The sequence below is a fragment of the Flavobacterium sp. Flavsp81 genome (assembly GCF_059491325.1).
Genome location: NZ_CP168505.1, coordinates 1,132,414 through 1,157,047, shown reverse-complemented (window position 1 = coordinate 1,157,047; position 24,634 = coordinate 1,132,414). Strand labels below are relative to the sequence as shown.

At 35.5% G+C, this 24,634-nt stretch carries 12 protein-coding genes; 10 read left to right on the top strand and 2 right to left on the bottom strand.

Going from position 1 to position 24,634, the window contains the following annotated elements; all coding sequences use genetic code 11:
• Positions 1–102: 102 nt before the first annotated feature.
• Positions 103–1,227 carry a glycoside hydrolase family 88/105 protein gene (locus ACEN92_RS04755; protein WP_495641224.1) on the bottom strand — a complete coding sequence of 375 codons (1,125 nt, stop codon included), beginning with the start codon at positions 1,225–1,227 and terminating at the stop codon, positions 103–105.
• 23 nt (positions 1,228–1,250) lie between these two features.
• Positions 1,251–4,043, bottom strand: coding sequence for a glycosyl hydrolase (locus ACEN92_RS04750; protein ID WP_495641223.1), 2,793 nt, complete (start codon positions 4,041–4,043; stop codon positions 1,251–1,253).
• A gap of 427 nt (positions 4,044–4,470) precedes the next feature.
• Between ACEN92_RS04750 and ACEN92_RS04745 the strand changes: the two genes are divergently transcribed.
• The 10 genes from ACEN92_RS04745 to ACEN92_RS04700 all read left to right on the top strand — a co-directional run bounded on the left by ACEN92_RS04745 (position 4,471) and on the right by ACEN92_RS04700 (position 24,618).
• Positions 4,471–7,626 (top strand): SusC/RagA family TonB-linked outer membrane protein, encoded by a 3,156-nt coding sequence (locus ACEN92_RS04745; protein WP_495641222.1) that lies wholly within the window; start codon positions 4,471–4,473, stop codon positions 7,624–7,626.
• 1 nt (position 7,627) lies between these two features.
• A complete protein-coding gene (locus ACEN92_RS04740) occupies positions 7,628–9,172 on the top strand; it encodes a RagB/SusD family nutrient uptake outer membrane protein (RefSeq protein ID WP_495641221.1) in 1,545 nt (514 codons plus the stop codon).
• A gap of 415 nt (positions 9,173–9,587) precedes the next feature.
• Positions 9,588–12,707, top strand: coding sequence for a SusC/RagA family TonB-linked outer membrane protein (locus ACEN92_RS04735; RefSeq protein WP_495641220.1), 3,120 nt, complete (start codon positions 9,588–9,590; stop codon positions 12,705–12,707).
• Between the two features lie 23 nt (positions 12,708–12,730).
• Positions 12,731–14,680, top strand: coding sequence for a RagB/SusD family nutrient uptake outer membrane protein (locus tag ACEN92_RS04730; protein ID WP_495641219.1), 1,950 nt, complete (start codon positions 12,731–12,733; stop codon positions 14,678–14,680).
• A 267-nt stretch (positions 14,681–14,947) separates the two neighbouring features.
• Positions 14,948–16,459 carry a sialate O-acetylesterase gene (locus ACEN92_RS04725; protein WP_495641218.1) on the top strand — a complete coding sequence of 504 codons (1,512 nt, stop codon included), beginning with the start codon at positions 14,948–14,950 and terminating at the stop codon, positions 16,457–16,459.
• Positions 16,460–16,812: 353 nt separating this feature from the next.
• Complete coding sequence (locus ACEN92_RS04720; RefSeq protein WP_495641217.1) at positions 16,813–20,448, top strand: rhamnogalacturonan lyase family protein; 3,636 nt, start codon at positions 16,813–16,815, stop codon at positions 20,446–20,448.
• Positions 20,449–20,750: 302 nt separating this feature from the next.
• Positions 20,751–21,770 (top strand): family 43 glycosylhydrolase, encoded by a 1,020-nt coding sequence (locus ACEN92_RS04715; RefSeq protein WP_495641216.1) that lies wholly within the window; start codon positions 20,751–20,753, stop codon positions 21,768–21,770.
• Between the two features lie 46 nt (positions 21,771–21,816).
• On the top strand, positions 21,817–22,878 hold the full coding sequence (locus ACEN92_RS04710) for a glycoside hydrolase family protein (RefSeq protein ID WP_495641215.1): 1,062 nt from the start codon (positions 21,817–21,819) through the stop codon (positions 22,876–22,878).
• A gap of 52 nt (positions 22,879–22,930) precedes the next feature.
• Positions 22,931–23,254, top strand: a complete 324-nt coding sequence (gene rhaM / locus ACEN92_RS04705) for an L-rhamnose mutarotase (protein ID WP_495641214.1) — start codon at positions 22,931–22,933, stop codon at positions 23,252–23,254.
• 74 nt (positions 23,255–23,328) lie between these two features.
• Positions 23,329–24,618 carry a DUF4861 family protein gene (locus ACEN92_RS04700; RefSeq protein ID WP_495641213.1) on the top strand — a complete coding sequence of 430 codons (1,290 nt, stop codon included), beginning with the start codon at positions 23,329–23,331 and terminating at the stop codon, positions 24,616–24,618.
• The last annotated feature ends 16 nt before the right edge of the window (positions 24,619–24,634 follow it).

Here is a 24,634-nt window from a genome sequence, read left to right as displayed (position 1 = left end):
GGTTAGTTTGCGTGAGGGATGGAAGTGGAGCTCTCCCGATTTTTCATCGGGAAGCGGGAACGTACAGCCCGACCCGACCTTTTCGGAAGGGGCACGCCCAAATTATTTCATTTTATAAATTTCTGAACCAGCTAATAGAAAACAACCTAGTCCGTAATCTTCAAAATCAGGAATTTTATCATAAGATAAGGGCTGTCCGTCTTTTGGTTCTTTTCCTGTAGATTGCAAGTAACCTAAGAATCCATTTTCATGTAAACTTTCTTTGGTTATTGCATTCCATGCTTTTTGAATTACGGGTAAATATGTTTCTTTCTTTAAAATTCCGCTGTTTACGCCATATGTCATTCCGTAAATAAACAAAGCAGTTCCGGAAGTTTCTTTTTCACCAAAATTCGTAGGATCTTGTAAACTCACATTCCAGAATCCATCAGCTCTTTGAATCGGAACCAAAGCAGCTGCCATCGCTTTTAAATCTTTTACATATTGTTCTCTGTGAGGCGCATTTTTCGGAATAATCGTTAAGACTTTTGCCAAGGCAGCAATTACCCAGCCATTACCGCGGCTCCAATAACAATTTTTGCCATTAGGTTCTTTGTACGGAGGGTCAAAATCAGCGTCACGCCACCACAAACCATCTTTAGGGTTGAAAAGGCCGTTATCACCGTGATTATTTCTGGAATACATATACATTTGGTACATTTTTTCGAAATATCGGTTGTCTTTCTCTAAAACTCCCAATTTGGCAAAAACAGGCATCCCCATCTGAATAGCATCAATCCACGACCAGTCATCCAGTTGTGGAGTATTCAGTAACATGTTCATGTTTGCTTTCGTATTCTTCAGTTTTTTAGCATCCGGTTCTAAATTGTACAGATCAATATAGGTTTGAGCTGCACAATAATTGTCGGCATTTCTGGTAGTATTTCCGCTATTGAAACCCCATTTATGAAATTCTGACCATGAATACGCATAATCGTAGTACGCATCTTTTGGGAAAATTTCATACAAGGCCATTAATCCTTCATAATAAACGCCGCGAGTCCAGATATTACTTGGACGTTCTTTATTTGTAATGATTGTTTTGCCAGTTTCCGGCCATTTTTGCATAAAATAATCATTGGCAAGTATCATTTGTTTTAGTACCAATTTTTTATCAAATGGTTGTTGTGCACTTGCAGAGTTCACATATAAAAAGCATATCGTGAAAAATAAAACTAATTTTCTCATTTTTATATTCGTTAATTTGGGAATTAATTTTGTTGTTTTAAAGGTGTAATGGTAACAGGACCTAATAATCCTGAAGGCATTGGATTCCATTTAGTTGCATCAAATTTTTTATAATCTTTATCAACCATATTTATTTCATAAAAGATCTTCCATTCTTCGCCTTTTAATTCTTTATCACGAATTCGGTTTGCAGAAAGGTTTGTTACCTGAATTCTTAAAGTGTTTTTTCCCGGGTTTAATTTTCCGATGTTTAATTGATAAGGAACAGACCAGGCGGTACCAATGAATTCGTTATTTAACCAGACTTTTGCACTTTCGCGGACATCACCCAGATTTAAACTCCAGTTTTCTGTTTTATTATTTGGATTGTCAAATTGTAGAGAGTATGTCGCAGTTCCTGAAAAAGCTTCTGCTTCAGGGCCTAATTTTGTCCAGGATTCTAAATTTGAAATTATAGCTGTTGGAGGTAATGCCGGTCCGCCTTTGTCAAAATTTACTTTCCAGTTTCCTTTTAGAGCAATTGCATCAGCGGTTGGTTCATAATAGTTCCATTTTTTTTGCGAAGCATTATTTTCTGTCTTTAAGAAGTAAGATTGTCCTGGTTCTATTTTTATTTTAACTAAAGTATTTTTGGCTGATTTTTGAACAATAGCATTTCCAAAATCCCTGCTTAAAGGATCAAAGATTATCACTTCTTTGTTGCCAATTTCTAACGGAATAAATTCGTCAATTGTTTTGGCAGTATGATTAACCAAATAGTAAATTTTTTCCCCGTCAACTGTTCGTCGGATGTATTTCAAACCTGTGTTTACAAGCGTTTCCGGGTAAATTTGAGCATCTGTCAAAGTTTTGAAAACATCTGTAGCGGGCTGTACCAACTCTTGGTTAGAAGCTAAAATTGATTTTAATTCTTCTTCTTGTTCTTTGTAATGATTAAATCCGGGGACTGATTCCGGTAATCCTTCGAAGATAATTTTCGCTCCCGCTTTTTGTAAGGCGATGATTTTTTGTAGAGTAGCCAAAGGCATTTTTTTGCAGGCAGGAATTACTAATGATTTGAAGGTTCCGCCCGGTAAAATAATTTTTCCGTCTATTACTTTTGCTTCTGCAATAAAATTATCAGAAATAAAATCAACTCCGTATCCTTTTGTCATTAAGTTTTTAGTCGTGTCATAAAAAGAGGTTTCATGTAACCATTCTGATAAAGAGTGAATTTTGAATTGAAAAAACAAAGTACCTTTATGAAATTTATCCCAAGTATCAAAAATTGGCCAGTAAAGCAAAATTTCATTGTCCGGTTTCCCTTGCTGCAGCATCGATTGACAGTTAGCTATATACGAAAATAGCGCAGGAGAATCTTCCCAAATACTATTGTTGCTATTAAAATTTACAGAGGCATAAAATTGCCATCCCGGCCATACAGCTCTCGCTGGTGAGTAGGTAGAACCATGCAGGAAAATGTGATTTACTCCGTTAAGCATTAAATCCTCAGCTTCCGGTTTGCATTGTGATAAAGCAGTTTTAAAATGTTCACGCAACCAGGTAAAAGTCTCAGATGAAATTAAATTTTTACCTGAAATATGAGCAGCAGATGACGAAAACTTAAGCATCACCGGATCTGCATCGCCTTCCCGTATATCTTCTTTATCACGTCTGAAACCCGGAATATCAAAAGGCATAGAACCAAAAGTTTCACACTCGGGAATATCCGCAGAAGCATATAAATCAATCAGATTGCCCGGTGATCCGTGTGCCTGAAGTTTGGTTTTAAAGTTTTTTGTATGTGCCCATTGAGTCCATGATTTGTCAAATTTATTCAATAATAAATCCGATATGGTTTGCCGATAATCGCTTCTTATTCGGTTACTTTCTTCGGTATCTTTTTCATTGAGTAATTGAGGAAGTTCTTTTTTTAAATCATAACCTCTTAGTTTTTTAAATTCTTCAAAAAAGTCAGGTGTAAAATCAGTTCCGTAAACTTCATAACTGTCATTAAAGATAGCCCTTATTTTTCCTTCGCGTCCTTTAAAAGCGTTATTAAAAGGAACTACATATTCGTTTAGTGCTTGTTCCGAATAATGATCTAAAGTGTAGCCTTTACCTCCTGGCGCAGCTCTTTTTACCTGTTGTCCGGTTTTACCGCTAAAAACAGCATAAATGGTGTAATCTGTTTTTTTTGCTTTCCATTTTAATTTATTTGGTTCTAATGTTCTTACAGAAGATCCTTCAATGCCATTGTCGCTTAATTTAATCTGTTTGTTTTTTAACTGATTGGTTAAATTTATATAACTGCCGTCGCTTCCATATGCTACTACATATAATAGCTCTGCAGGAGTTTTTTCCTTAGCATCTTCCAGTTTAATAGCCCGGTCAATTGTTTCATTCTTTTTTAGCTGGTATTTTTCGACTATCAACTTTGTAGCTGCGTGAGGTAAAGTAACATGAGGACCTCCGTAAGGCCAGCCAGTTCCTAAAACCATATCAACCTGCATATGAAGGCTGTCAGAAATATGAATTGTATAATCAAGCATTTCCATCCATTTTGGAGACAAATAATCAATAAAATTGTTTTCTTCTCCCTTTACTCCGTATATCGGAGTAATTTCGACGCCGCCAATTCCGGCTTTATGAAAATCTACAAGACTCTTTTTTAAGTTAGGTTTATCTACGGCACTTCCCATCCACCACCAACGCGCCCAAGGCTGATTTATATTGCTGGATTTTGGCCATGGTGACACATGTTTTTCCTGAGAGAAAATATTCGATGTAAGTAAAATCAAAAAAAGTAAAGAAAGTTTTGCTTTGGAAAATTTCATTATAATTATTGTATTCAATGGTTGATACGAGTTGGACTGTTTTATGTTAAATGAAAACCTGGATATTTTTAAAAATGTTAAAAGTAAATATAATTTGGTTTTGTGAAATTGCTATCCTGTTCCGTCCTGTTGCTTATTATTTTTAATAATTTGATAAATAAACAGTAAAGAATATTTTTTTTGAATTAGTAGTTTTTTATTAAAATAAGTAGAAATGCCTGAAAAAATAATTAATATTTTTTTAAAATGATATCTCTCAAAACGGGTATCTGTTGGGTGTTGTTAATCAGTAAGTTGTCTTTTCCTGTTAATTAAAAATTAAATAAAAAATATAATATACTGAGAGTTAACAGGATACTACAGGATGCTGTGGAAACCTCTTCTAAATAAATTTGGAGAAACTAATATTAACCAAATTTAACTTTTTATGAAAAACAAAATTAATCTTCTGCTCGCTATAGCCATGTTTGTATTATTGCAGGCATCAGGTTATTCGCAGAATAAAGAGGTTACAGGAACAGTTACTGATCCGGCCAAACTCTCTATACCAGGAGTAAACGTATTAGTAAAAGGGACGAATCGGGGAACCAGTACAGATTTTGATGGTCAATACAAAATATCAGCTTCTCCGGGAGAGACTTTGGTTTTTTCTTTCGTAGGATTTATTAAAAAAGAACTGAAAGTGGGCGCTTCAAATAACTATAATATTTCTTTGGAGAATGAAAGTTCCAACTTAAATGAAGTTGTAGTTATTGGTTATGGTACACAGAAGAAAAAATTAACTTCAGGTGCCATATCTGGTATTAAAACAGAAAATTTTACAGAAAGGCCTATTTCAAGAGTTGATCAGGGTATGATTGGCCAGATTGCCGGGGTTCGTGTAAAACAAACTACAGGATTACCGGGTCAGCCTTTTAGTATAGAAATTAGAGGGGCCGGTTCTATTACTGCCGGAAATGAGCCTTTGTATGTAGTAGATGGCTTTCCTATTTCTACGGAAGGAACAAATGCGAATGGGGGTTTTTCAAATGGAAGTCCATTAGACAATATGAACCCAAATGACATTGCTTCGATTGAGGTGCTGAAAGATGCAGCAGCAGCCTCTATTTACGGTTCAAGAGCAGCCAATGGTGTGGTTTTGATTACTACCAAAAAAGGTAAAAAAGGAAAAGCCACATTTACTTTTAATACCTATGGCGGTATAAATAAAGAAGTTAACAGAGTGGATATGTTATCGGCTGAAGGATGGATTAAAAGAGCAAAAACGATGATTGATTCACAATGGGTAGGTTCCGGGATTGCAGGTGCCTCTGCAAGTCAGACAAATGCGGAGCGTATTGCTGCTTATAATTCAGCAAATCCATCAGCACCACTTATTACAAGCAATAACAAATATTTCACCTATTTGTATGATGAAAGATGGGATATGCCAGGACATCCGGGATTAGATTATATTGACTGGCAGGATAAAGTCTTTCGCACGGGAGAATTTAGTAATTATCAATTATCTGCTTCCGGAGCAACTGATGTAGTTAATTATTATGTGTCTGCCAATTATCAAAAAAACACAGGATATATTGTGGGTACAGATTATACTTTATTCTCTGCAAGAGCCAATATTGATTTTAAATTATCTGATAGCTTTAAAATCGGAATTAATTTTGCTCCTTCTTATTCTGAAAAAAACGACCCGGGAGTTGAAGGAAAAGATAATACATTATTTAAAGCGCTTACTGCCACTCCTGTTTTTGAAAGCGCTGTTAATGCTGCAGGTGAAAAATATACAACAAGATATGCATGGGGTAGCAGTACTACCAATATGCTTAATGCTTTGGCCAGAAAAGGGAAAAATTCGATGTACAGAAATTTAGTTTCTACTTATGCTGATTATAAATTTGCAAATGCCTTTACATTGAAGAGTACACTTAACTTCGACAATTCTGATAATGTATTTGAAAGTTACACACCAAATGATGTTCAGGCAAGTATAAGGGGAGCGTACAATACTTACAGAAGATTAAATATTGTAAATGAGAACACTTTAACTTATAATAAATCTGTAGGAAATCATAATTTTAATGTTCTTTTAGGAGAATCGTTCAGTTCTTATAAAATTACAAGATCAAGTCTTTCTTCAGGAGGGCTTTATAGCAGTTCAACTATTGAAACACTTCCAACAGGGTCATTGGGTTCTACCAATGCGGAAAAAAATACTTTATTGTCTTTTTTTAGCAGATTTCAATATGATTATAAAGAGAAATATATGCTTTCTGCAAGTATTAGAAGTGACGGTTCTTCTAAGTTTGGAAGTGATAAAAGATGGGGAACATTTTATTCCTTATCATTGGGTTGGAGAGTTAAACAGGAGTCATTTTTACAAAATGTAGATTGGTTAAGCGAATTAAAATTAAGAGCAAGTACAGGAACTAATGGCAGCAATAATATAGGTAGTTATTCATCTTACTCAACACTGGGACCATTTAATTATTCAGTGGGAGGAGCTGTTGGAATTGGCCAGGGAGTAAGTTCTATAGGAAATCCTTCATTGCACTGGGAACAGTCTAAAAGTATTGATTTCGGATTGGATTTTTCAATTCTACAGAACAGAATTTCTGCAACATTCGATGTGTATAGAAAAACTAATAGTGATTTATTGCTTAGACTTCCAATTCCTGCAGCCTCAGGATTTACAAGTTATCTTACTAATGTGGGATCGGTGCAAAATCAAGGGTGGGAGTTTGAATTAAATACTGTAAACTTCAAGACTGATAATTTTGAGTGGAGAACATCAGCTAATTTAAGTCATAATGAAAATAAAGTGTTGGCATTAGGACCGGATCAGACTAAAATTGAAATTAGTAATGCTTTTGACGGAGGAGTTCCATTTATAAAATTAGAAGTAGGGAAACCGATGTATATGATTTTCGGTTTACAGCAAAATGGTGTAGTAACCCAGGCGGATGTTGATAATGCTAATACTAATGGTAATACTACTATTGGCGGTAACAAATTAGTTTTGGGAGATCCGAGATATATTGATCAGAATGGCGACAAAAAAATCAATTCAGAAGATCGTGTTGATTTAGGAAATCCAACTCCAAAATATACCTGGGGTATGACAAATACTTTTAAATACAAAGATTTGGATTTAAGTGTATTGGTGCAAGGACAAAATGGAGGAACAGTTTATGGATTAACAGGAAGAGCCATTAATCGTACCGGAATGGGATCAGTTGAAAATGCATTAAATGTAGATCCTGCTGTTAGAGGAAACTGGAAAACTTCTTTTGGATATCAGGCAAATTCGGATTGGATGTATAAGTCGGATTATGTTAGTATCAGAAGTATTTCTATTGGATATAATTTAAGAGAGGCTGTTAAAAATATAAAAAGGATTGATAATATGAGGCTTTACATAACTGGTGAAAACTGGTTTTACTGGAATAAATACAAAGGAGGTTTTAATCCTGAGGCGGTAAATACTTCCGGAAGTTCAAATAATGATTTTGCTGTTCCTGTAGATTACGGAGGAGCTCCTTTAGCAAAATCAATCGTTTTAGGTCTTAACGTTAATTTTAATTAAAATGAAAAAATATATTTATTTACTGGCAGCAAATCTGCTTTTGTTGGGAACTGTTTCCTGTACAGATGAACTTACACAAATCCCGTTATCACAAGGGACTGAAGAGAATTTTTATGCTACTCCGGGAGATTTTGTTCAGGCAAGAAATGCAGTATATTCAGTTGCATTTCATGGAACAGGTACTTATGGTTATGCAAATCGAGTGTTGAATTTAAGCGAAACCAGATCAGATAATTTGTTGGCATTAACAACAGCTTCCAGGGATTGGGAAGGAATTAATAGTTTTTATACTTCTATCAGTTCTAATGCTTATGTAAAAGAAGCTTATGTGAGTAATTTTAATGCTATTTATAAAGCAAATCAATTATTAGAAAAAATTGCTGAAAAAGGAGATGTTATTTTTACAAACCCGGCAGATAAGGCATCAATGGCTGCCGAAGCCCGTTTTTTAAGAGCATTTTGTTATTTTGATTTAATCAGATGGTTTGGAAGGGTTCCATTAATAGACAGAACAATGACAGCGCAAGAAGCGTCTAAAATCGGAAGAAGTCCGGTTGTGGATATATATAATTTGATTATTTCAGATTTGCAATTAGCAATTCCGGATCTTACAGCTTCAACTACTGATGCTGCTTACGTTGGCCGTGTTACTAAATATGGAGCGAAAGCATTATTAGGTTTAGTATATATGACACGTTCAAGTCCTACTTACGGAATTGATGGAGCTATGCTTGGCTTGAATGAATGGGATAAGGCATATCAACAATTAAATGATATTAAAACGAGTGGCTCGTTTGTATTTGGTACAGATTACGCAACCATATTTAAAACAGAGGGAACTGCAAATAAAGAGAATATTTTGACTATCCCATATACACAAAGTTTAGCAAGTTCTATTGGAGGAAATTTCATGGTTGAAGTTGGTTATGAGCCTTACTTTGCGTCAGTAGGTATAACATCAAATCAGGGATCATTAGAGGGCAGACCTATTTCAACGGGTTTTTTAAATATGTTTGCTGCAAATGATAATAGAAAAACTGCAGGTATAGCCACAAGTTATACGGTAGCTTCCGGAACTTATAAAGGAAGTTATACATTTCCGGTTTATAAAAAATACATTGATGCGACCAGATACGGAACCGGCGGTCGTGAAGACTGGGGTGTGGATTTTATAGTAATTCGCTATACGGATGTATTAATGATGATGGCTGAATGTACGCTTCATGGCGGAGGCGGAACTCAGGCAGATGTTGATGCAATAGTAAATCAGGTTAGAACGAGAGCCGGTGTCCCTGCAAATGCCTCAAATATTACTTTGGATCAGTTATTTGATGAGAGAAGAAAGGAATTCTTTTCTGAAGGTACAAGATGGTTTGATTTAATCAGGTCAGGGAATGCTATAACTATTATGAATGCATGGAAAGCAGCCGAAGATACTGGTAATAAGATTAGAACAATTGATAAGAATTCATTGTTATATCCAATTCCGTTATCAGAAATTTTAGCAGTGCCGGGTTTATATGATCAGAATCCGGGTTATGATTAATAAAATTTTGCCCCCAATTTTTATTTTTTTGTTTTTTGAAAACCGTCCCTGTGACGGTTTTTTTTGTTCAATTATTTAAACATGTGCCAAGAGTACAGTATTTTATTTCAATTGTATTATAATTAAATATTCGAATTATTTATCTGATATTGATATTATTTTGATAACAAAAAAATAAATTACTTACAAAATGAGCCTTATTATTTTGTTTTATGTTTTTATTAAATTCTCAGTTCTTTCATCTTATAAATCAATTAGTTGAAGATTTTTTTGGTTAAATAAAATACAACTTTTTTTTGTAAAATATTGAAAATTAACACTGTATGGGTTAAAAACACAGGATACTACAGGACAGTACCGAAATTTCTTCTGGATAAATTTGAGTTAACTAATTAATTAACCAAAATTAACTTTTATGAAAAACAAATTAAATTTTCTGCTGGCTATAGTAATGATGGCATTGCTCAATGCTTCCGCTTATGCTCAGAGTAAAGTAATTAAAGGAGTCATTAAAGATGCTTCCGGACTACCGGTACCGGGAGTTAATGTACTAATTAAAGGAGGGCAGAAAGGAGTAAGCACGGATCTTGACGGAAGTTACTCTATTAATGCAGCTCCGGGAAATGTTCTTGTTTACAGCTTTATAGGCTTCAAGAAACAGGAGATTACTGTTGGCAATGCAAATGTTTATGATGTTGTACTTAAGGAAGAGGATAATTCACTCGAAGAAGTTGTTGTTGTAGGTTACGGTGTGAAAAAGAAAAAAGATCTTACAGGTTCTATTGTGAGTGTAGGTGCCGAAGAAATTGCCTCAAGACCAGTTTTAAATGCAGTTCAGGCCATGCAGGGTAAAGCAGCCGGTGTAGATATTGCTTCGAATGAGCGTCCTGGAACAGTTGGTGCAATTACTATTCGTGGTGCCCGTTCCATTTCAGCTTCTAATGCACCGCTTTATGTGGTGGATGGTATTCCTTTAAACACGAAACTTGTAACTGATGCTACTACAGGAAAAATCAGTGTGGATCAAAATACAGGTGGAATTGATTTTTTGAATCCAACCGACATTGAAACAATTGATGTATTAAAAGATGCTTCAGCTACTGCTATTTATGGTTCCCGAGGTGCTAATGGAGTTGTTATCATAACAACAAAAAAAGGTAAAAACGGAAAATTTACTTTAAATTATGATACTTCTATAATGATGGAAACCATACATGAGAATGCTCCAATGATGAATGCCGCAGAGTATATCGAATTCCGTCGTTGGGGAAGATATTACTCTAATCCAAGTGCTTTCCCAAAGGGTGATGCTCCAACTATTGCGAATGATAAATTAATTTTTTTGCAGTCTGCGGACCCGGCTGCATGGGCAAATATTGAAAAAGGATGGGCATCAGGAACCTGGGATGGCTCTAAAGTAAAAACTACTGATTGGACAAAATTTGTTTCCCGTACCGGAATTACACAGCAGCATACCTTGAGTGTTAGCGGAGGTACAGAAAAAATGAAAGCGTATGGTTCATTTGGATATCTGAACAATACAGGTACATTATTTGGGCAGAGTTATGTACGATATAATGGTACCGGTAATGTTGATATCACACCAACAAAATGGTTCTCAATGGGAGTAGGTCTTAATGCCAGTTATGGTACAAATGAATATGGCCAGTCAAATGTAGGAAGAACAGCTGTTACAAGTTCCACCGGAATATATGCAACAGCCCGTACCAATCTTCCATATGCAGTTCCTTTTGACCTGAATGGAAAGAGAATTGATAATCCGGGAGGAGATTCTACAATCAGAACTCCTGTTGATGAATACAAATTATCTCAGGATCAACGTATAACATTGCGTGCTTTTGGTAGCTTATACGCACAAATTGATTTAGGAGCGATTTCTTCTAAACTTGATGGTTTTAAATACCGTCTTAATTTTGGTCCAGATATTACATCTTTCCGTGATGGCGTATTTTTAGATGGAAAATCAGCGATTCGTTCAGGAACAAGTTTTGCTTCTTTAACTAATGAATATTCAATTTCATATACGTTTGATAACTTGTTTTTATATAATAAAACTTTAGGTAATCATAGTTTTGGAGGAACTTTTTTATTGAGTCAGACAAGATATCATAATGAAACAAATTCCATGTCTGCCAATGATATAAAAAATCCAAAAAACAAATGGAATGCTTTAACTCCTGCTAATGTAACACTTGCCGGATATTCTTCCGGCTTAATAGAGTCTGGGTTGTTTTCGTATATGGGTAGAGTAAATTATAGTTATGCCGATAAGTATTTGATTACTGTATCTGGCCGTAGTGATTCAGCTTCTCAATTGGCAGAAGGACATAAAGAGGCATTTTTTCCAAGTGCTTCGGGAGCATGGGTACTGAGTAAAGAAAAATTTCTTGAGGATGTATCCTGGATTGACCAGTTAAAAGTAAGAGTTGGTTATGGTGTTACCGGAAATGCTGCAGTTCCTGCATATGCTACTACACCTCCATTAACAGGAATCGTTTATCCAAATGGCTCAGGTGTGATTAATAATACATCTTTAGGAAATCTAGGCTTGGGTTGGGAAGAAACTGCTCAGTTTAACTACGGTATTGATTTCTCTATGTTCAATAGCAGGATATCAGGTGCTTTGGATTATTATACAAGTAAAACGACTAATTTACTGTTAAAAAGATCTCTTCCAACAGTAAATGGAATTAAAGATATGTATCAAAACATTGGCGAAACTGAAGGAAACGGAGTTGAGCTTACTTTAAATACAGTAAATGTAACATCAAAAGATTTTGAATGGACTACCAATTTTAGCGGTTCTTACCAGCAAAACCGCATAGTGTCGCTGCAAAATGGAAAATTTGATGATATCAATAACAACTTATTTATTGGAAATTCTCAAAATGTAATTTATGGTTTTGAATCCAACGGAATCTGGAAACCTGAAGATGCTGTCGAAATGGCAAAATTCAATGCGGCTGCCGGGTCTACTGTTTTCTCCTTTGGTAATGCAAGGCCAGTAGATCAAAATGGTGATTATAAAATTGATGCTAATAACGACCGTGTAATTATAGGTTCTAAAGATCCAAAATATATTGTAGGATTAACCAATACTTTTACATACAAAAATGTCGAATTATCATTTTTTGTATACGGTCGAATGGGCTATCTGTATGATACAGGCGGAGAGAATGAAGGAGCAAAAGGAAGTCAGAGAAAAATTAATTATTATACAGATAATAACACTAATGCCGAATATCAAAAACCAATTTATTCAGCAGGTACGGGAGATTCTTATTTTCCTATTTTGGGATATAGGGATGGTTCATTCTTAAAAATACGAAACATTTCTTTGGGGTATCACTTCGATAAAGAATTGGTGGAGAAACTGGGACTTTCAAAATTGAGATTATATTGTCAGGCAACTAATCCGGGTATGATTTTCACAAAGGTTAAATGGACTGATTTGGACACTCAGACAACAGCATCAAACAGAGGTATGGCTTTAGGGTTAAATGTAGAATTCTAAATTAAATTTTTAAAAAGATTATTATGAAAAATTATAAAAAACTATATATCAATTTAATGCTTGTTGCTGCATTGACCTTAGGAAGTTCATGTAACCAGGATTTTCTTGATGAAGAGCTGACAACAGCTTACAATCAGGAATATTATAAAACGGAAGCCGGAATCCAGGCATTAGCAGTTGGTACTTACTATCAGGTTTTTGCCGCAGAGTTTCAAGGCGAAGTTCCACTTACAGCTACAGAATCGGGTACAGATGAGTTTCATGCCGGAGGTGATCCCTCAAATTGGACATGGAATTCTTATTCAACTGGTTTTAAGGCTTTTGTGACAGTATCGAATGCTAATACAGTAGCAGCAAATACGAATTGGGATAATTTATATATCGGAGTTGGAAATGCAAACCAATTAATTGAAGCAGCTACAAACATTGTTTCGACTAATGATGCAATCAAGAAAACAGCATTGGGAGAAGGATATTTTTTGAGAGCTTTTAATTATTTAAAATTAGTAAGTCAATATGGTGCAGTCCCTTTACAATTAAAAGCCGTCACTAGTTCTACTGTTCAATTAGAGTTTACAAGAGCTACACCACAAGAAGTTTTAGGACAGGTTATTTCTGATTTTACACAAGCCTATAATTTGTTAGGTAATGCAGGTGCACCTGCTAAAATTACTAAAGATGCTGCTGCCCATTATTTGGCAAAAGCTTATTTAGCTCGCGCCAGTGAAATTAATGACAGTTGGAATTCTACTACAAAAACGGCTGATTTGCAACAGATAGTTGCTTTATCAGATGAAGTGATTTCGCACCATCCGTTAGCAACTAATTATGATAATTTATGGAATTATACTATTGCTGATGGTGTAAACGAAAAACTTCCTGAATTAATTTTGTCTGCTCAGTTTAACGCCAGTACATTAACTACAGGCGGTAATCAGCAACATTTATATTTCCTTTCTACTTACGATCAGCTTCCTCAAATGAAACGTAATCTTGCGGGAGGAAGACCGTTTAGCCGTTTGGCACCAACTTATTTTGTTTATGACGTTTTTGATCATGTAAACGATTCTCGTTTTTGGAAAAGTTTCCAGACAAAAAGCATCGTAAACAACGCATCAGGAAATGTTTATAAAAATGGCGATTTAGGTATTATGTATATTGTAAATACAGCTGCCGATACACGTTTCGCCAAAACCAAAAATACGGATGCTATAATTTACCCAAAAACAGGAAAAACAATTCCAAGTGCATATGTTGCTTATGCAGCTGATAAAATTGGTTTAATGGCCGATGTACGATTTCCATCCCTAAGTAAACATATGGATGGTAACAGGATAGATTTAAGTAATATTAAAGGGTCGCGTGATATCATATTGGCCCGTTCTGCAGAAACATATTTGATGGCTGCTGAAGCAAAAATACGTCTGGCTAAACAAGGGGCTGCTACATTTGCTGATGCATTACCGTATATCAACACAGTTCGTACCCGTGCAACTTATAAATCTGGAGAAAACCGCGCTGCTTATGTAGATGGTTCAGCGGCATGGACGGTTACGGGCCAGGCAGGAATTCCTATTTCTTATATTCCTGAAAACTCATATTATGAATCAAATAATATTGCAGTTTCTACAGCTTCAACAAACTTAACGATTTTAAGTATTAATGCTTTGCCTGCAGAGGATGAGGCTGTGATTTCAAAATTGGGATATGGAAGTGATTATGATCGTATGTTATGCTTAGTGTTGAATGAACGTACAAGAGAGCTTTGTGGGGAATTTCATCGTTGGCAGGATTTAAGCAGAACTAAAACTTTGGTTGCCAGAGCAAGAGCTTACAATATAGAAGCCACTTCAAATATTCAGGATTTCCATAATTTACGCCCTATTCCTCAGACTTTCCTTGATGGAATATATGCAAACGGACGACCATTGACACCTGAAGAAAAACAAGCAATGCAGAATCCGAATTATTAATTTCCTTTTTTGTCTTGTAAGCAGGGTATAACAGGATAGTTATCAATTAGTTAATGATTAAATTTAAATGTTTAATTTTTAGAAGACTAGTTTACAATTAAATAATAATTTTTAAAATTAGATAGTTTAGTTTTAGTTTAAGTTTAAGAGGCAGTAACTTTAGTTATTGCCTTTTTTTTATGTAATTCTGATAAACAGGAAAGCACAGGACACCTATATTGTCTTAGTCGGTTATCTTTAGTTTTAAATATTAAAATAGCATTATCTATGATCTGCATAAAAAAATTACTGTCATTATTAATTATTTTAAATATACAATTATCTGTACAGGGACAGGTTAAATTACCGGCTCTCGTAAGTGATAATATGGTTTTACAGCAAAATGCAAAAGTTAATTTATGGGGATGGGCATCTCCAAACGAAAAAATAAATATCCGGTTGGGATGGCAAAATACTCCAATAGAAACTACTGCAAATTCAGAAGGAAACTGGAAAGTTACTGTAGACACTCCACAAGGAAGCGAAACAGCATATTCAATACAAATTAATGCAGCAAATAAAATTGTACTCAACAATATCCTTATCGGGGAAGTATGGATTTGTTCGGGACAGTCGAATATGTATTTTCCTGTGGGAAAGGAAGAAGTAACCTGGAAAACAGGGGTTAAAAACTATATTGAAGAAATCCAAAATGCTAATTACCCGACAATAAGGTTATTTACTGTTTTGACTAATGCTTCCCCAAAACCTCTTAATGATGTTACAGGAAGCTGGGCAGCATGTTCTCCCAATACTATTAAATCATTTTCGGCTGTAGCTTATTTTTTTGGCAGGGATTTATATCAGAAATTAAAAATTCCAATTGGTCTGATCTCAACTTCATGGGGCGGAACAAAAGCCGAAGCCTGGACTTCACAAAACGTTTTAGAAAGCAATACGGATTTTTTGCCTATTCTGGAAGAAGATGCTAAAAACGAAAAATTGTATCAGGAAAAACTGGAAACTTATTATTTGAATCTGAAAAATGAGAGGCTGGCCAATGATAATGATTTGTCTAAAACCGAACTTAAAAGGCCTAAAAAAGAAGCCAATAAAACCTCGTATGTACTTTACAATGCCATGTTACATCCTCTAATAAATTACACAATGAAAGGCGTAATCTGGTATCAGGGAGAAAGTAATTCAGGTAAAGCAAAATTGTATCAGACATTATTTCCGGCTATGGTAAAAAATTGGCGAGATGATTGGAAACAAGGAGACTTCCCTTTCTATTATGTTCAGATTGCACCACACAAAGGGCAGACTCCGGAAATCAGAGAAGCACAATTATTGTCATTAAAAAAGATAACAAACAGCGGAATGGTGGTTACTACAGATGTCGGTGATGCAAACAATATTCATCCAACAGACAAACAAACTGTAGGTCATCGATTGGCATTAATAGCTTTGGCGAAAACCTATAATGAAGAAAAGCTGGTTTACTCGGGACCAATTTTTAACCATATGAAAATTAAAAAAGGACGTATTCAGTTATTTTTTGATTATACTGAATCCGGATTCAAAAAAACAGAAAAAACTCTAAAAGAGTTCCAAATCGCAGGCGAAGACAAAATCTTTTATCCGGCAGACGCTAAAATTGATGGAAAGACTATTGTTGTTTCTTCCGAAAAAGTAAAAAATCCAATAGCAGTCCGTTTTGCATGGAAACCTATTCCTGAGCCAAATTTATTCAATGCTGAAAATTTGCCTGCATCTCCTTTTCGTACAGATGATTGGTAACTAAAAATTATACGGGCGAATTTAAATTTCGTCTTATTTAATATTCCCGTTTATTTCTAATTTTTAAGAAATAGACGGGAATTTTTTTTGTGAATAAATCGTGATTTTGACTTGCTAAGTATTTATAAAAATCAGAAATAAAAATTGCAATATTAATTTTGTTAAAATGTAAGTGTATAAAAAACAATAAAAACAAAATAGCATAAGTGATTGATTTTTAATTAATTAAAATTTGGTTATTGCAAAAATATATTTTAAAAATCTGGTTTACAGAAAATTAGCAGGGTAGTGCAGGATAGTATTAATTGATTATCCGAATAATTTTAATACAACTAACCTCAAATCAATCATTTATGAAAAAACCAATACCTTTTAAGTCAACACAAATTTCTTTTCAGAAAATATTCTTTGGAATTATTTTTTTTACAGTTTTATTTTTTTTGACTACTCAGAACACATTTGCCCAGAATTGGAATATTTTAGGCAATGAATCTCAGATATCTTCTGCAGCCTCTTCTTACACTTCTATTGCAGTTCTAAATGATGTTCCTTATGTAGTACTCAGAGAAGGAACTGGGCCTGTTGTCAAAGTAAAAAAAAGAAATGCTGCCACAGGAAGTTGGGAACAGCTGGGCAATGACATTGGAACGAACCTTACGTATTCCAGAATCTTATTCGATAAGACAAATCGATTATTTGTTACTTATACAGATGCAGCGAACGGAAATAAGTTAGCCGTAAAAATTTACAATGCTGCTACAGATACCTGGGAACCGTTGAACAACGATAACAATAATCTTTATGTTTCAACAGGTTCAGTTACCAATACTGTTTCACAATATGGTTCGACACCTCGTTGCTCATTAGCTTTCGATTCAGATAACAATCCTTATATTGCTTTTGGTGAAGGTGCATCTTTAACTCCTACTGTTAAAAAATTTGATGGAACTTCCTGGTTTACTGTAGGCACAATACCACTGAATACTACCACAAATGCTTCACAAATAGCTGTAGCGGTAAGTCTTGTAATTGATGAAGCCGATATACCATGGTTGGTATTTTGTAGTTTGGCATCAGCTACATCTTCGACAGGAACGATGGCTTTTTATAAATTTAGCAGTGGAGCATGGAATTATATTACTCCAACAGTTACAGCCGCAATTCGCCATACCAGTATGGCAATTAATTCAGTTGGCAATCCTGTTATTGTCTATTTTAATACAGCTGATTCTAACAGAGCTACAGCTGTTGAGTATAATAAGACTACTGCTGCCTGGAGTTCTACTACGAGAATAGGTTCCAGAGATTCACCAAGTTTAAGTTTAATCAAAGATATTTCCGGAAATTTATATTGTTCTTTTATAGATAACGTAAGCAGTACTCCGACTTATTCAGCTCGTGTATTTAAACAAGCTGCCGGAGCAGCTGTCTGGACAGAAATGAAAGACCCGACAGTAGTCAGAGGAATTGATGAACCCACAGGAAATTTGACAATTACCGCAGGAAGCTTGTATCCGTTTGTCGTTTATACAAAAGCAAATTCAGGCAGCATCGTAACGCCTATTGTTAGAAGCTATGCTCCGGCTCCTCCGCCAGCAGTACTTACCACAAATGCTGTCACTAATCTTACTCCAACTACGGCAGAAACCGGAGGTGATATTACCTCAGATGGAGGAACGGCAATTACAGAAAGAGGAATCGTTTACAGTACCAGCAATAATCCAACAGTAGCGAATACTAAAATTGTCGCTGGAACTACTGGTACAGGTAATTTTTCGGTAAACATTACGGGGCTTACACCTGCCACTTTATATTATGCCAGAGCTTACGCTATTAATGGTGGTACCACTTATGGCGAAAATATTAGATTTAATACGCTGGCATTACCTGATGTAGTAGTTAATACACCTAAACAAGTAGAATTTTTGAATAGAGGAGTAGTCGCCTTGCGTAAATCGGCAAATGAGGTTTTTATTAGCTGGCGATTATTAGGAAATGACCCTTCAGATATTGCTTTTAATGTGTATAGAGATAACGTAAAAATCAATGCGACGCCTATCACAACTTCTACAAACTTTATTGATAACATTTCAACGAATGGTACTTATTCAATAAAAACGGTTATCAATGGTACGGAAGGAATTGCAACAGCTCCTGTTTCGGTATGGGCAAATAATCAGTTGTCAATTCCTTTGCAGATTCCTTTGGGAAGTACTATTCCGGATGGAACAGCTTACACATATACAGCAAATGATGCAAGCGTTGGTGATGTTGATGGAGACGGGGAATATGAAGTTTTCTTAAAATGGGATCCTACTTTATTAAATCATAACGGAGGGGGATTTTCGGGAGAACAAATTTTCGATTGCTACAAATTGAACGGTACTTTACTATGGCGTATCAATTTAGGTAAAAACGTAAATGCCGGTCCGCACTTCAATCAGTTCATGGTATATGATTTTGACGGGGACGGAAAGGCGGAAATAATTTTAAAAACGGCTGACGGAACCATTGATGGTACGGGAGTTGTCATTGGAAACGCTTCTGTCGATTACCGAAATTCAGGAGGATGGGTACAGCAAGGTCCTGAGTTCCTGACTGTTTTTAACGGTTTAACCGGCGCAGCTATGGCGACGGCAACGTATCAGCCGGCAAGGGCTAATACCACAGATTGGGGAGATAATTATGGTAACCGTCAGGATCGTTTTGTTTCTGCTGTAGCGTATTTAGATGGTGCTCGTCCGAGTCTGATTGTAGGGCGTGGATATTATGATAAACTGATGCGTGCCGCTTATGACTGGCGTGATGGACAATTGACGCTTCGATGGATTTTCGACAGTAAAGATACAAGTGATCCGGCGAATAACGCTCTTTCAAGTCAGGGAAACCACCAGATGACGATTGGAGATGTTGATGGCGATGGAAAAGACGAAATCATTAACGGTTCAAGTGCTATTAATGATGATGGTAAACGTCTTTGGACTTACGGTCAGGGGCATGGAGATGCGCTTCATATGTCAGATATGGATCCGGATCGTCCCGGACAGGAAATTTGGCAGTGTCTGGAGTCTGAAGGGCAATATAGTCCTTATGGAATCAGGCTTAATGATGCCAAAACCGGTAAAATGATTTTTGGTGCCGTTACAACAGGAGATGTTGGTCGTGCTTTAGCGGCAGATATTGATCCGAATCACAGAGGTTATGAGATGTGGAGTTCTTCCGGTAATTTGTATAATGTACAAGACGGACAAATTGGTACCAGCAAACCAACTGGTGGTAGCCAGGCTGTGAATGGAGCCGTTTGGTGGGATGGGGATTTAGGTCGTGAATTGCTTGATGGAACCATTATGGACAAATGGAATCCGACTACGCAATCATTGAATCGTTTATTTACAATATATCAGGCAGCTCCGGTTTCTTCAAATAATGATACTAAAAAGAATCCGGCTCTTACCGCTGATATTTTAGGTGACTGGAGAGAGGAAATTATTCTTCGCCGTTCAGATAATACCGCCTTGATTCTTTTTACAACAAATATTGCTACAGATTATAGAATTTATACTTTGATGCATGATCCTCAATATCGTACGGCGATTGCATGGCAAAATTCAGCTTACAACCAACCGCCGCATCCGGGTTTTTTCCTTGGTTATGATATGGCTCCCGCCCCTGTACCAAATATTGTTATAAAAGGCATTTCCGGTTTGGGTACTAAAAAGCCAACTGGTTTAGCAACAGTAGAAATATTGGTATATCCAAATCCATCGCCGGGGCAATTTAATGTTCGATTTAATGGTTTTAAATCATCTAAAGCAACTGTCGTAATTTCAAATATCACCGGACAAGTTGTAGCCCAAAAAGAAATTGAACTTACCGGTAATAATCAAAATATAGCACTTAGTATTCCTAACCATAATCAGGGTGTGTATATTCTAAAAGTAACCAGTGAGGAGGGGACAAAAACGCTTAAAATTTTAATTGAAAAATAATATATGCAGCGGTTTAGTGATTAGTGAGCAGTTATTAGTAATTAGTTTAAACGAGGTTTTAAATATAAATATTACATCACGTATTACATCACGGACGACTTAATTCAAATCTATTTAGTAGTTCTAAAAAGCTAATCACTCTTTACTAATTACCAGGACTGAATGGTAACTAATATTTATAAAAAGAGGGCTTACAGTTTTTGTAAATCCTCTTTTTATTTTCACTTTAAATGACAGTATAGCACAGGACAGTATTAGAATAATAAATAAATATATTTGAACAAAACACTTATTGTATTTTCATGAAATTCATCTTTAAAAGCTTAAGAAAAATAGTTTTCATACAACTTTTATTTTGTCTTCCCGGTTTTTCTCAAAATGCCACGCAAAAAGTAAAAAAAGAAATCGCCGATAAACCTTTATTTCGCGATCCTGTTTTTGACGGAGCTGCTGATCCAACTATTATTTGGAGCAGGAAAGACAAAAAATGGCTGATGTTTTATACGAATCGAAGAGCTAATATTGGCGGTAACGGTGTGAGTTGGGTGCATGGGACTCCCATTGGTATTGCCGAATCATCAGATGGTGCGCATTGGAAATATAAAACCAATTGCAATATAAATTACAAAGTTAATGATGTCACGTACTGGGCTCCGGAGGTCATTAAACACAAAGGAAAATTCCACATGTACTTAACTATTGTACCTGGTATTTTTGAAGATTGGTATCATCCGCGCTATATCGTGCATTTGACAAGTAAAAATTTAGTTGACTGGAAATTTGAGTCGCAGTTAAAACTGGCTTCCGAACGTTGTATTGATGCCTCAGTATTTCAATTGCCGGACGGAAACTGGCGCATGTATTACAATAATGAAAATGATGGAAAATCAATTTATTATGCGGATAGTAAAGATTTATACCATTGGACAGACAGCAGAAAAAAGGTCGTAAAAGATAGGGGCGAAGGCCCGAAAGTCTTTAACTGGAAAGGAAAAAACTGGATGATTACAGATCCGTGGAAAGGCCTGGCTGTTTTCTCTTCTGATAATTTTATAAATTGGAAACGACAGGAGAAAAACATTCTTCAGGTTCCGGGAACAGGAGAAGATGACAAAGTAATTGGCGGACATGCTGATGTTATTGTAAACGATGACAAAGCTTATGTTTTTTATTTTACACATCCCGGAAGAACCCCTGAAAATAAAGGAACCGACAGTTTTGAAACCAGAAGAAGTTCGATACAGGTTGCAGAATTAGAATATGTTAATGGAGAAATTATCTGCAACCGTGATAAACCGGTTCAGATTAATTTAAAGCATTAATGAATTGTTTTGAGAATGTTTTACTCTTTATTTTATAGAAAATTAAATGAATAGAAGAAAATTTATAATAGGAAATTCTCTTGCTCTTATTGGGCTGTGTCTTCCGTTTTCACTCAGAAGCAGTAGTTTTGTGATTGATCCAAAACTGTCTGATTTTGAAAAAAAGCTTAAACCTGTAGGACGCGCACTTGAATTTGAAGATTATTATGTATGGTGTAACAGTCCTATTGAAGGTCCGGATGGTAAAATTCATGTATTTTTTTCCCGTTGGAAGAAATCTAAATCGATGAGCGGCTGGATTAACGGTTCAGAAATTGCTCATGCAACAGCAGATAGGCCTGAAGGACCCTATACATATGTAAGTACCGTTTTGGCACCTCGAGGGGAAGGTTTTTGGGATGCAACTACCTGTCATAATCCAGGTATTCATTTTGTTGACGGAAAATATGCGTTGTTTTTTATGGGAAATTCGAATGGCAAAATGAATACAAAACGTATTGGATTAGCCACTTCAGATTCTCTTTACGGACCCTGGAAAAGACCCGATAAGCCTTTGTTGCTTCCCGGAAATGAAGGTTCCTGGGATGATCTTTTAACCACAAACCCTTCTTTTTTAAAACATCCAAACGGAGAATACTGGCTTTACTATAAATCATTGGATACCGAAAATTATATCCATCCAAAATTTCCAATTAAAGGAAATAGAAAATATGGATTAGCCATTGCTAAATCTCTTGAAGGCCCTTATAAAAAATACGAAGGTAATCCTGTAGTAGATTTTTCTAAATTGGGCGATAATAAACAATGTGAGGATGCTTTTGTCTGGTATGAAAATAATATATTTAAAATGCTGGCAAGAGATCTCGGAGTTTTTGGACAGGATAATGGTCTTTATATGGATTCAGAAGACGGAATTCACTGGAACAATCCTTTGATATCCTACCAACCGCTCAATAAATATATAAATCAGCCGGAAGCACCTAAACATCTTAATCGATATGGACGTGCAGAACGGCCGCAGTTATTATTTCAAAACGGGAAGGCGACTTATATGTTTACAGCTTCACAGGGAGGGAAATTTGAAACAGCTTCTTCGTTTTTTTTTTAAATAGTATAAAAGATTTTATTTATAAAAACACAATTAATTTAAAATATTAAAAATGCAAAATACAATTAGAAATGCTTTTAAAATGAAATTAAAACCGGGTTTTGAAGCTGAATACAAAAAACGACACGATGAAATCTGGCCGGAATTAGCAAGTTTACTTTCGGAAACTGGAATACAGGATTACAGTATTTTTTTGGATGAAGAAACCTTAATCCTTTTTGCTGTTCAAAAAATAAGTGCTGATTTTGATTTTGATTTGCTGCCAAATCATCCCATTGTAAAAAAATGGTGGGCGTATATGAGTGATATTATGGAAACGAATCCGGATAATTCGCCGGTTGCCATTGGTTTAAAAGAAGTTTTTTATCTAAAGTAAAACAGATTTTTTTGAATAAAAATATATTCCAATACCTTTATCTCTGATAGAAAATACAATTAAATACACTACGCATGAAAAATAAATTTAGGTTACACTTGTCAATAGCTCTCGTATCGATGCTTTTTATAGGCTGTAAAGTGGAACAAAAATCGAAAACAGCAAAAATTGTTTTGACTAATGATTCTGATTTGGAATTATCAGATAAAGCAATTTCCATAAAAAGGAGTTTACTCAAAAGCAGTATCGAAAATTCTTTCCCAATCATTTTACACAATTCAGATACAATTCCGGCTCAGGTAAATGACCTGGATGGTGACGGAAAATGGGATGAGTTATTTTTTGTTGCCAATTTTTCTGCACAAGAAAAGAAAACAGTGGAACTTAAATGGTCAAATACAGATCCTAAATTTACTGTAAAAACCAGTGTCAGATTTGGAAAAAGAGAAGCTAAAGATCTGCCTGTACAACCCGCAACCGAAGAAGTTTTATTGGCCAATCAGGTTCATAAAAAACTTGGCTTTCAAAAATATCAAACCGATGGTCCAACCTGGGAAAATGATAAAGTAGGTTTCAGACATTATCTGGACGGAAGAAATTCAAAAGATGTTTTTGGAAAAAAGACTCCCGGAATCACGCCAGAAAATGTAGGTATTAACAGCAAAGGAGCCGTAGAAGATAATTACCATCAAATGCACGATTGGGGAAGGGATATTTTTCCAGTTGGAAGTTCAGCAGGATTGGGAGGTTACGGATTGCTTGTTGGGAGTGAAATCAACAGGCTTGGAATTATCGCAAATGATACCTTAAATAATGTAGAGAAAACGACTTTTAAAATTGTAAGCGAAGGCCCTGTAAATTCTGTTTTAAGTTATAATTATCAAAATTGGCAAGCGTCAGGAAATAAATATCAGGTACAGGAAACAGCTTCTATCTGGCCGGGAATGTACGGTTATAAAAATACAGTTTCCTTAAACGGACTGAAAGGTAATGAGATGTTGGTAATAGTATTTTCTAATATAAATAATCAGAATCCGTTACAGGTGACTGATGCAGGAGATTATGTTTGTTTTATCCAGCATGATAAATTAACATATGAGAGACAATGGATTTTGGGAACGGCTATCATAATTCCGAAAGATAGTTATAAAGGATATATAGAAGCTCCAAAAACAGGCAAATTAACAGATTCCTATTTGATAAAAATAAATGCAAAAAACAATCAGTCAATAAGTTATTATCCAATCGCAGGCTGGGAATTAAGTGCTGATAAAAACTTTAAAGACTCTGTTTATTTCAGCAATTATGTAACCACTTTGGCGAAACAGCTTTCTGCCAAAATAAAGGTTGAAATAAGTAAATAAATTGAATTCCTACTAA

Excerpts from the sequence above, each read along its gene's own strand:
- ACEN92_RS04755 (WP_495641224.1), bottom strand. The coding sequence starts at position 1,227 with ATGAGAAAATTAGTTTTATTTTTCACGATATGCTTTTTATATGTGAAC.
- ACEN92_RS04750 (WP_495641223.1), bottom strand. The coding sequence starts at position 4,043 with ATGAAATTTTCCAAAGCAAAACTTTCTTTACTTTTTTTGATTTTACTT.
- ACEN92_RS04745 (WP_495641222.1), top strand. The coding sequence starts at position 4,471 with ATGAAAAACAAAATTAATCTTCTGCTCGCTATAGCCATGTTTGTATTA.
- ACEN92_RS04740 (WP_495641221.1), top strand. The coding sequence starts at position 7,628 with ATGAAAAAATATATTTATTTACTGGCAGCAAATCTGCTTTTGTTGGGA.
- ACEN92_RS04735 (WP_495641220.1), top strand. The coding sequence starts at position 9,588 with ATGAAAAACAAATTAAATTTTCTGCTGGCTATAGTAATGATGGCATTG.
- ACEN92_RS04730 (WP_495641219.1), top strand. The coding sequence starts at position 12,731 with ATGAAAAATTATAAAAAACTATATATCAATTTAATGCTTGTTGCTGCA.
- ACEN92_RS04725 (WP_495641218.1), top strand. The coding sequence starts at position 14,948 with ATGATCTGCATAAAAAAATTACTGTCATTATTAATTATTTTAAATATA.
- ACEN92_RS04720 (WP_495641217.1), top strand. The coding sequence starts at position 16,813 with ATGAAAAAACCAATACCTTTTAAGTCAACACAAATTTCTTTTCAGAAA.
- ACEN92_RS04715 (WP_495641216.1), top strand. The coding sequence starts at position 20,751 with ATGAAATTCATCTTTAAAAGCTTAAGAAAAATAGTTTTCATACAACTT.
- ACEN92_RS04710 (WP_495641215.1), top strand. The coding sequence starts at position 21,817 with ATGAATAGAAGAAAATTTATAATAGGAAATTCTCTTGCTCTTATTGGG.
- rhaM (WP_495641214.1), top strand. The coding sequence starts at position 22,931 with ATGCAAAATACAATTAGAAATGCTTTTAAAATGAAATTAAAACCGGGT.
- ACEN92_RS04700 (WP_495641213.1), top strand. The coding sequence starts at position 23,329 with ATGAAAAATAAATTTAGGTTACACTTGTCAATAGCTCTCGTATCGATG.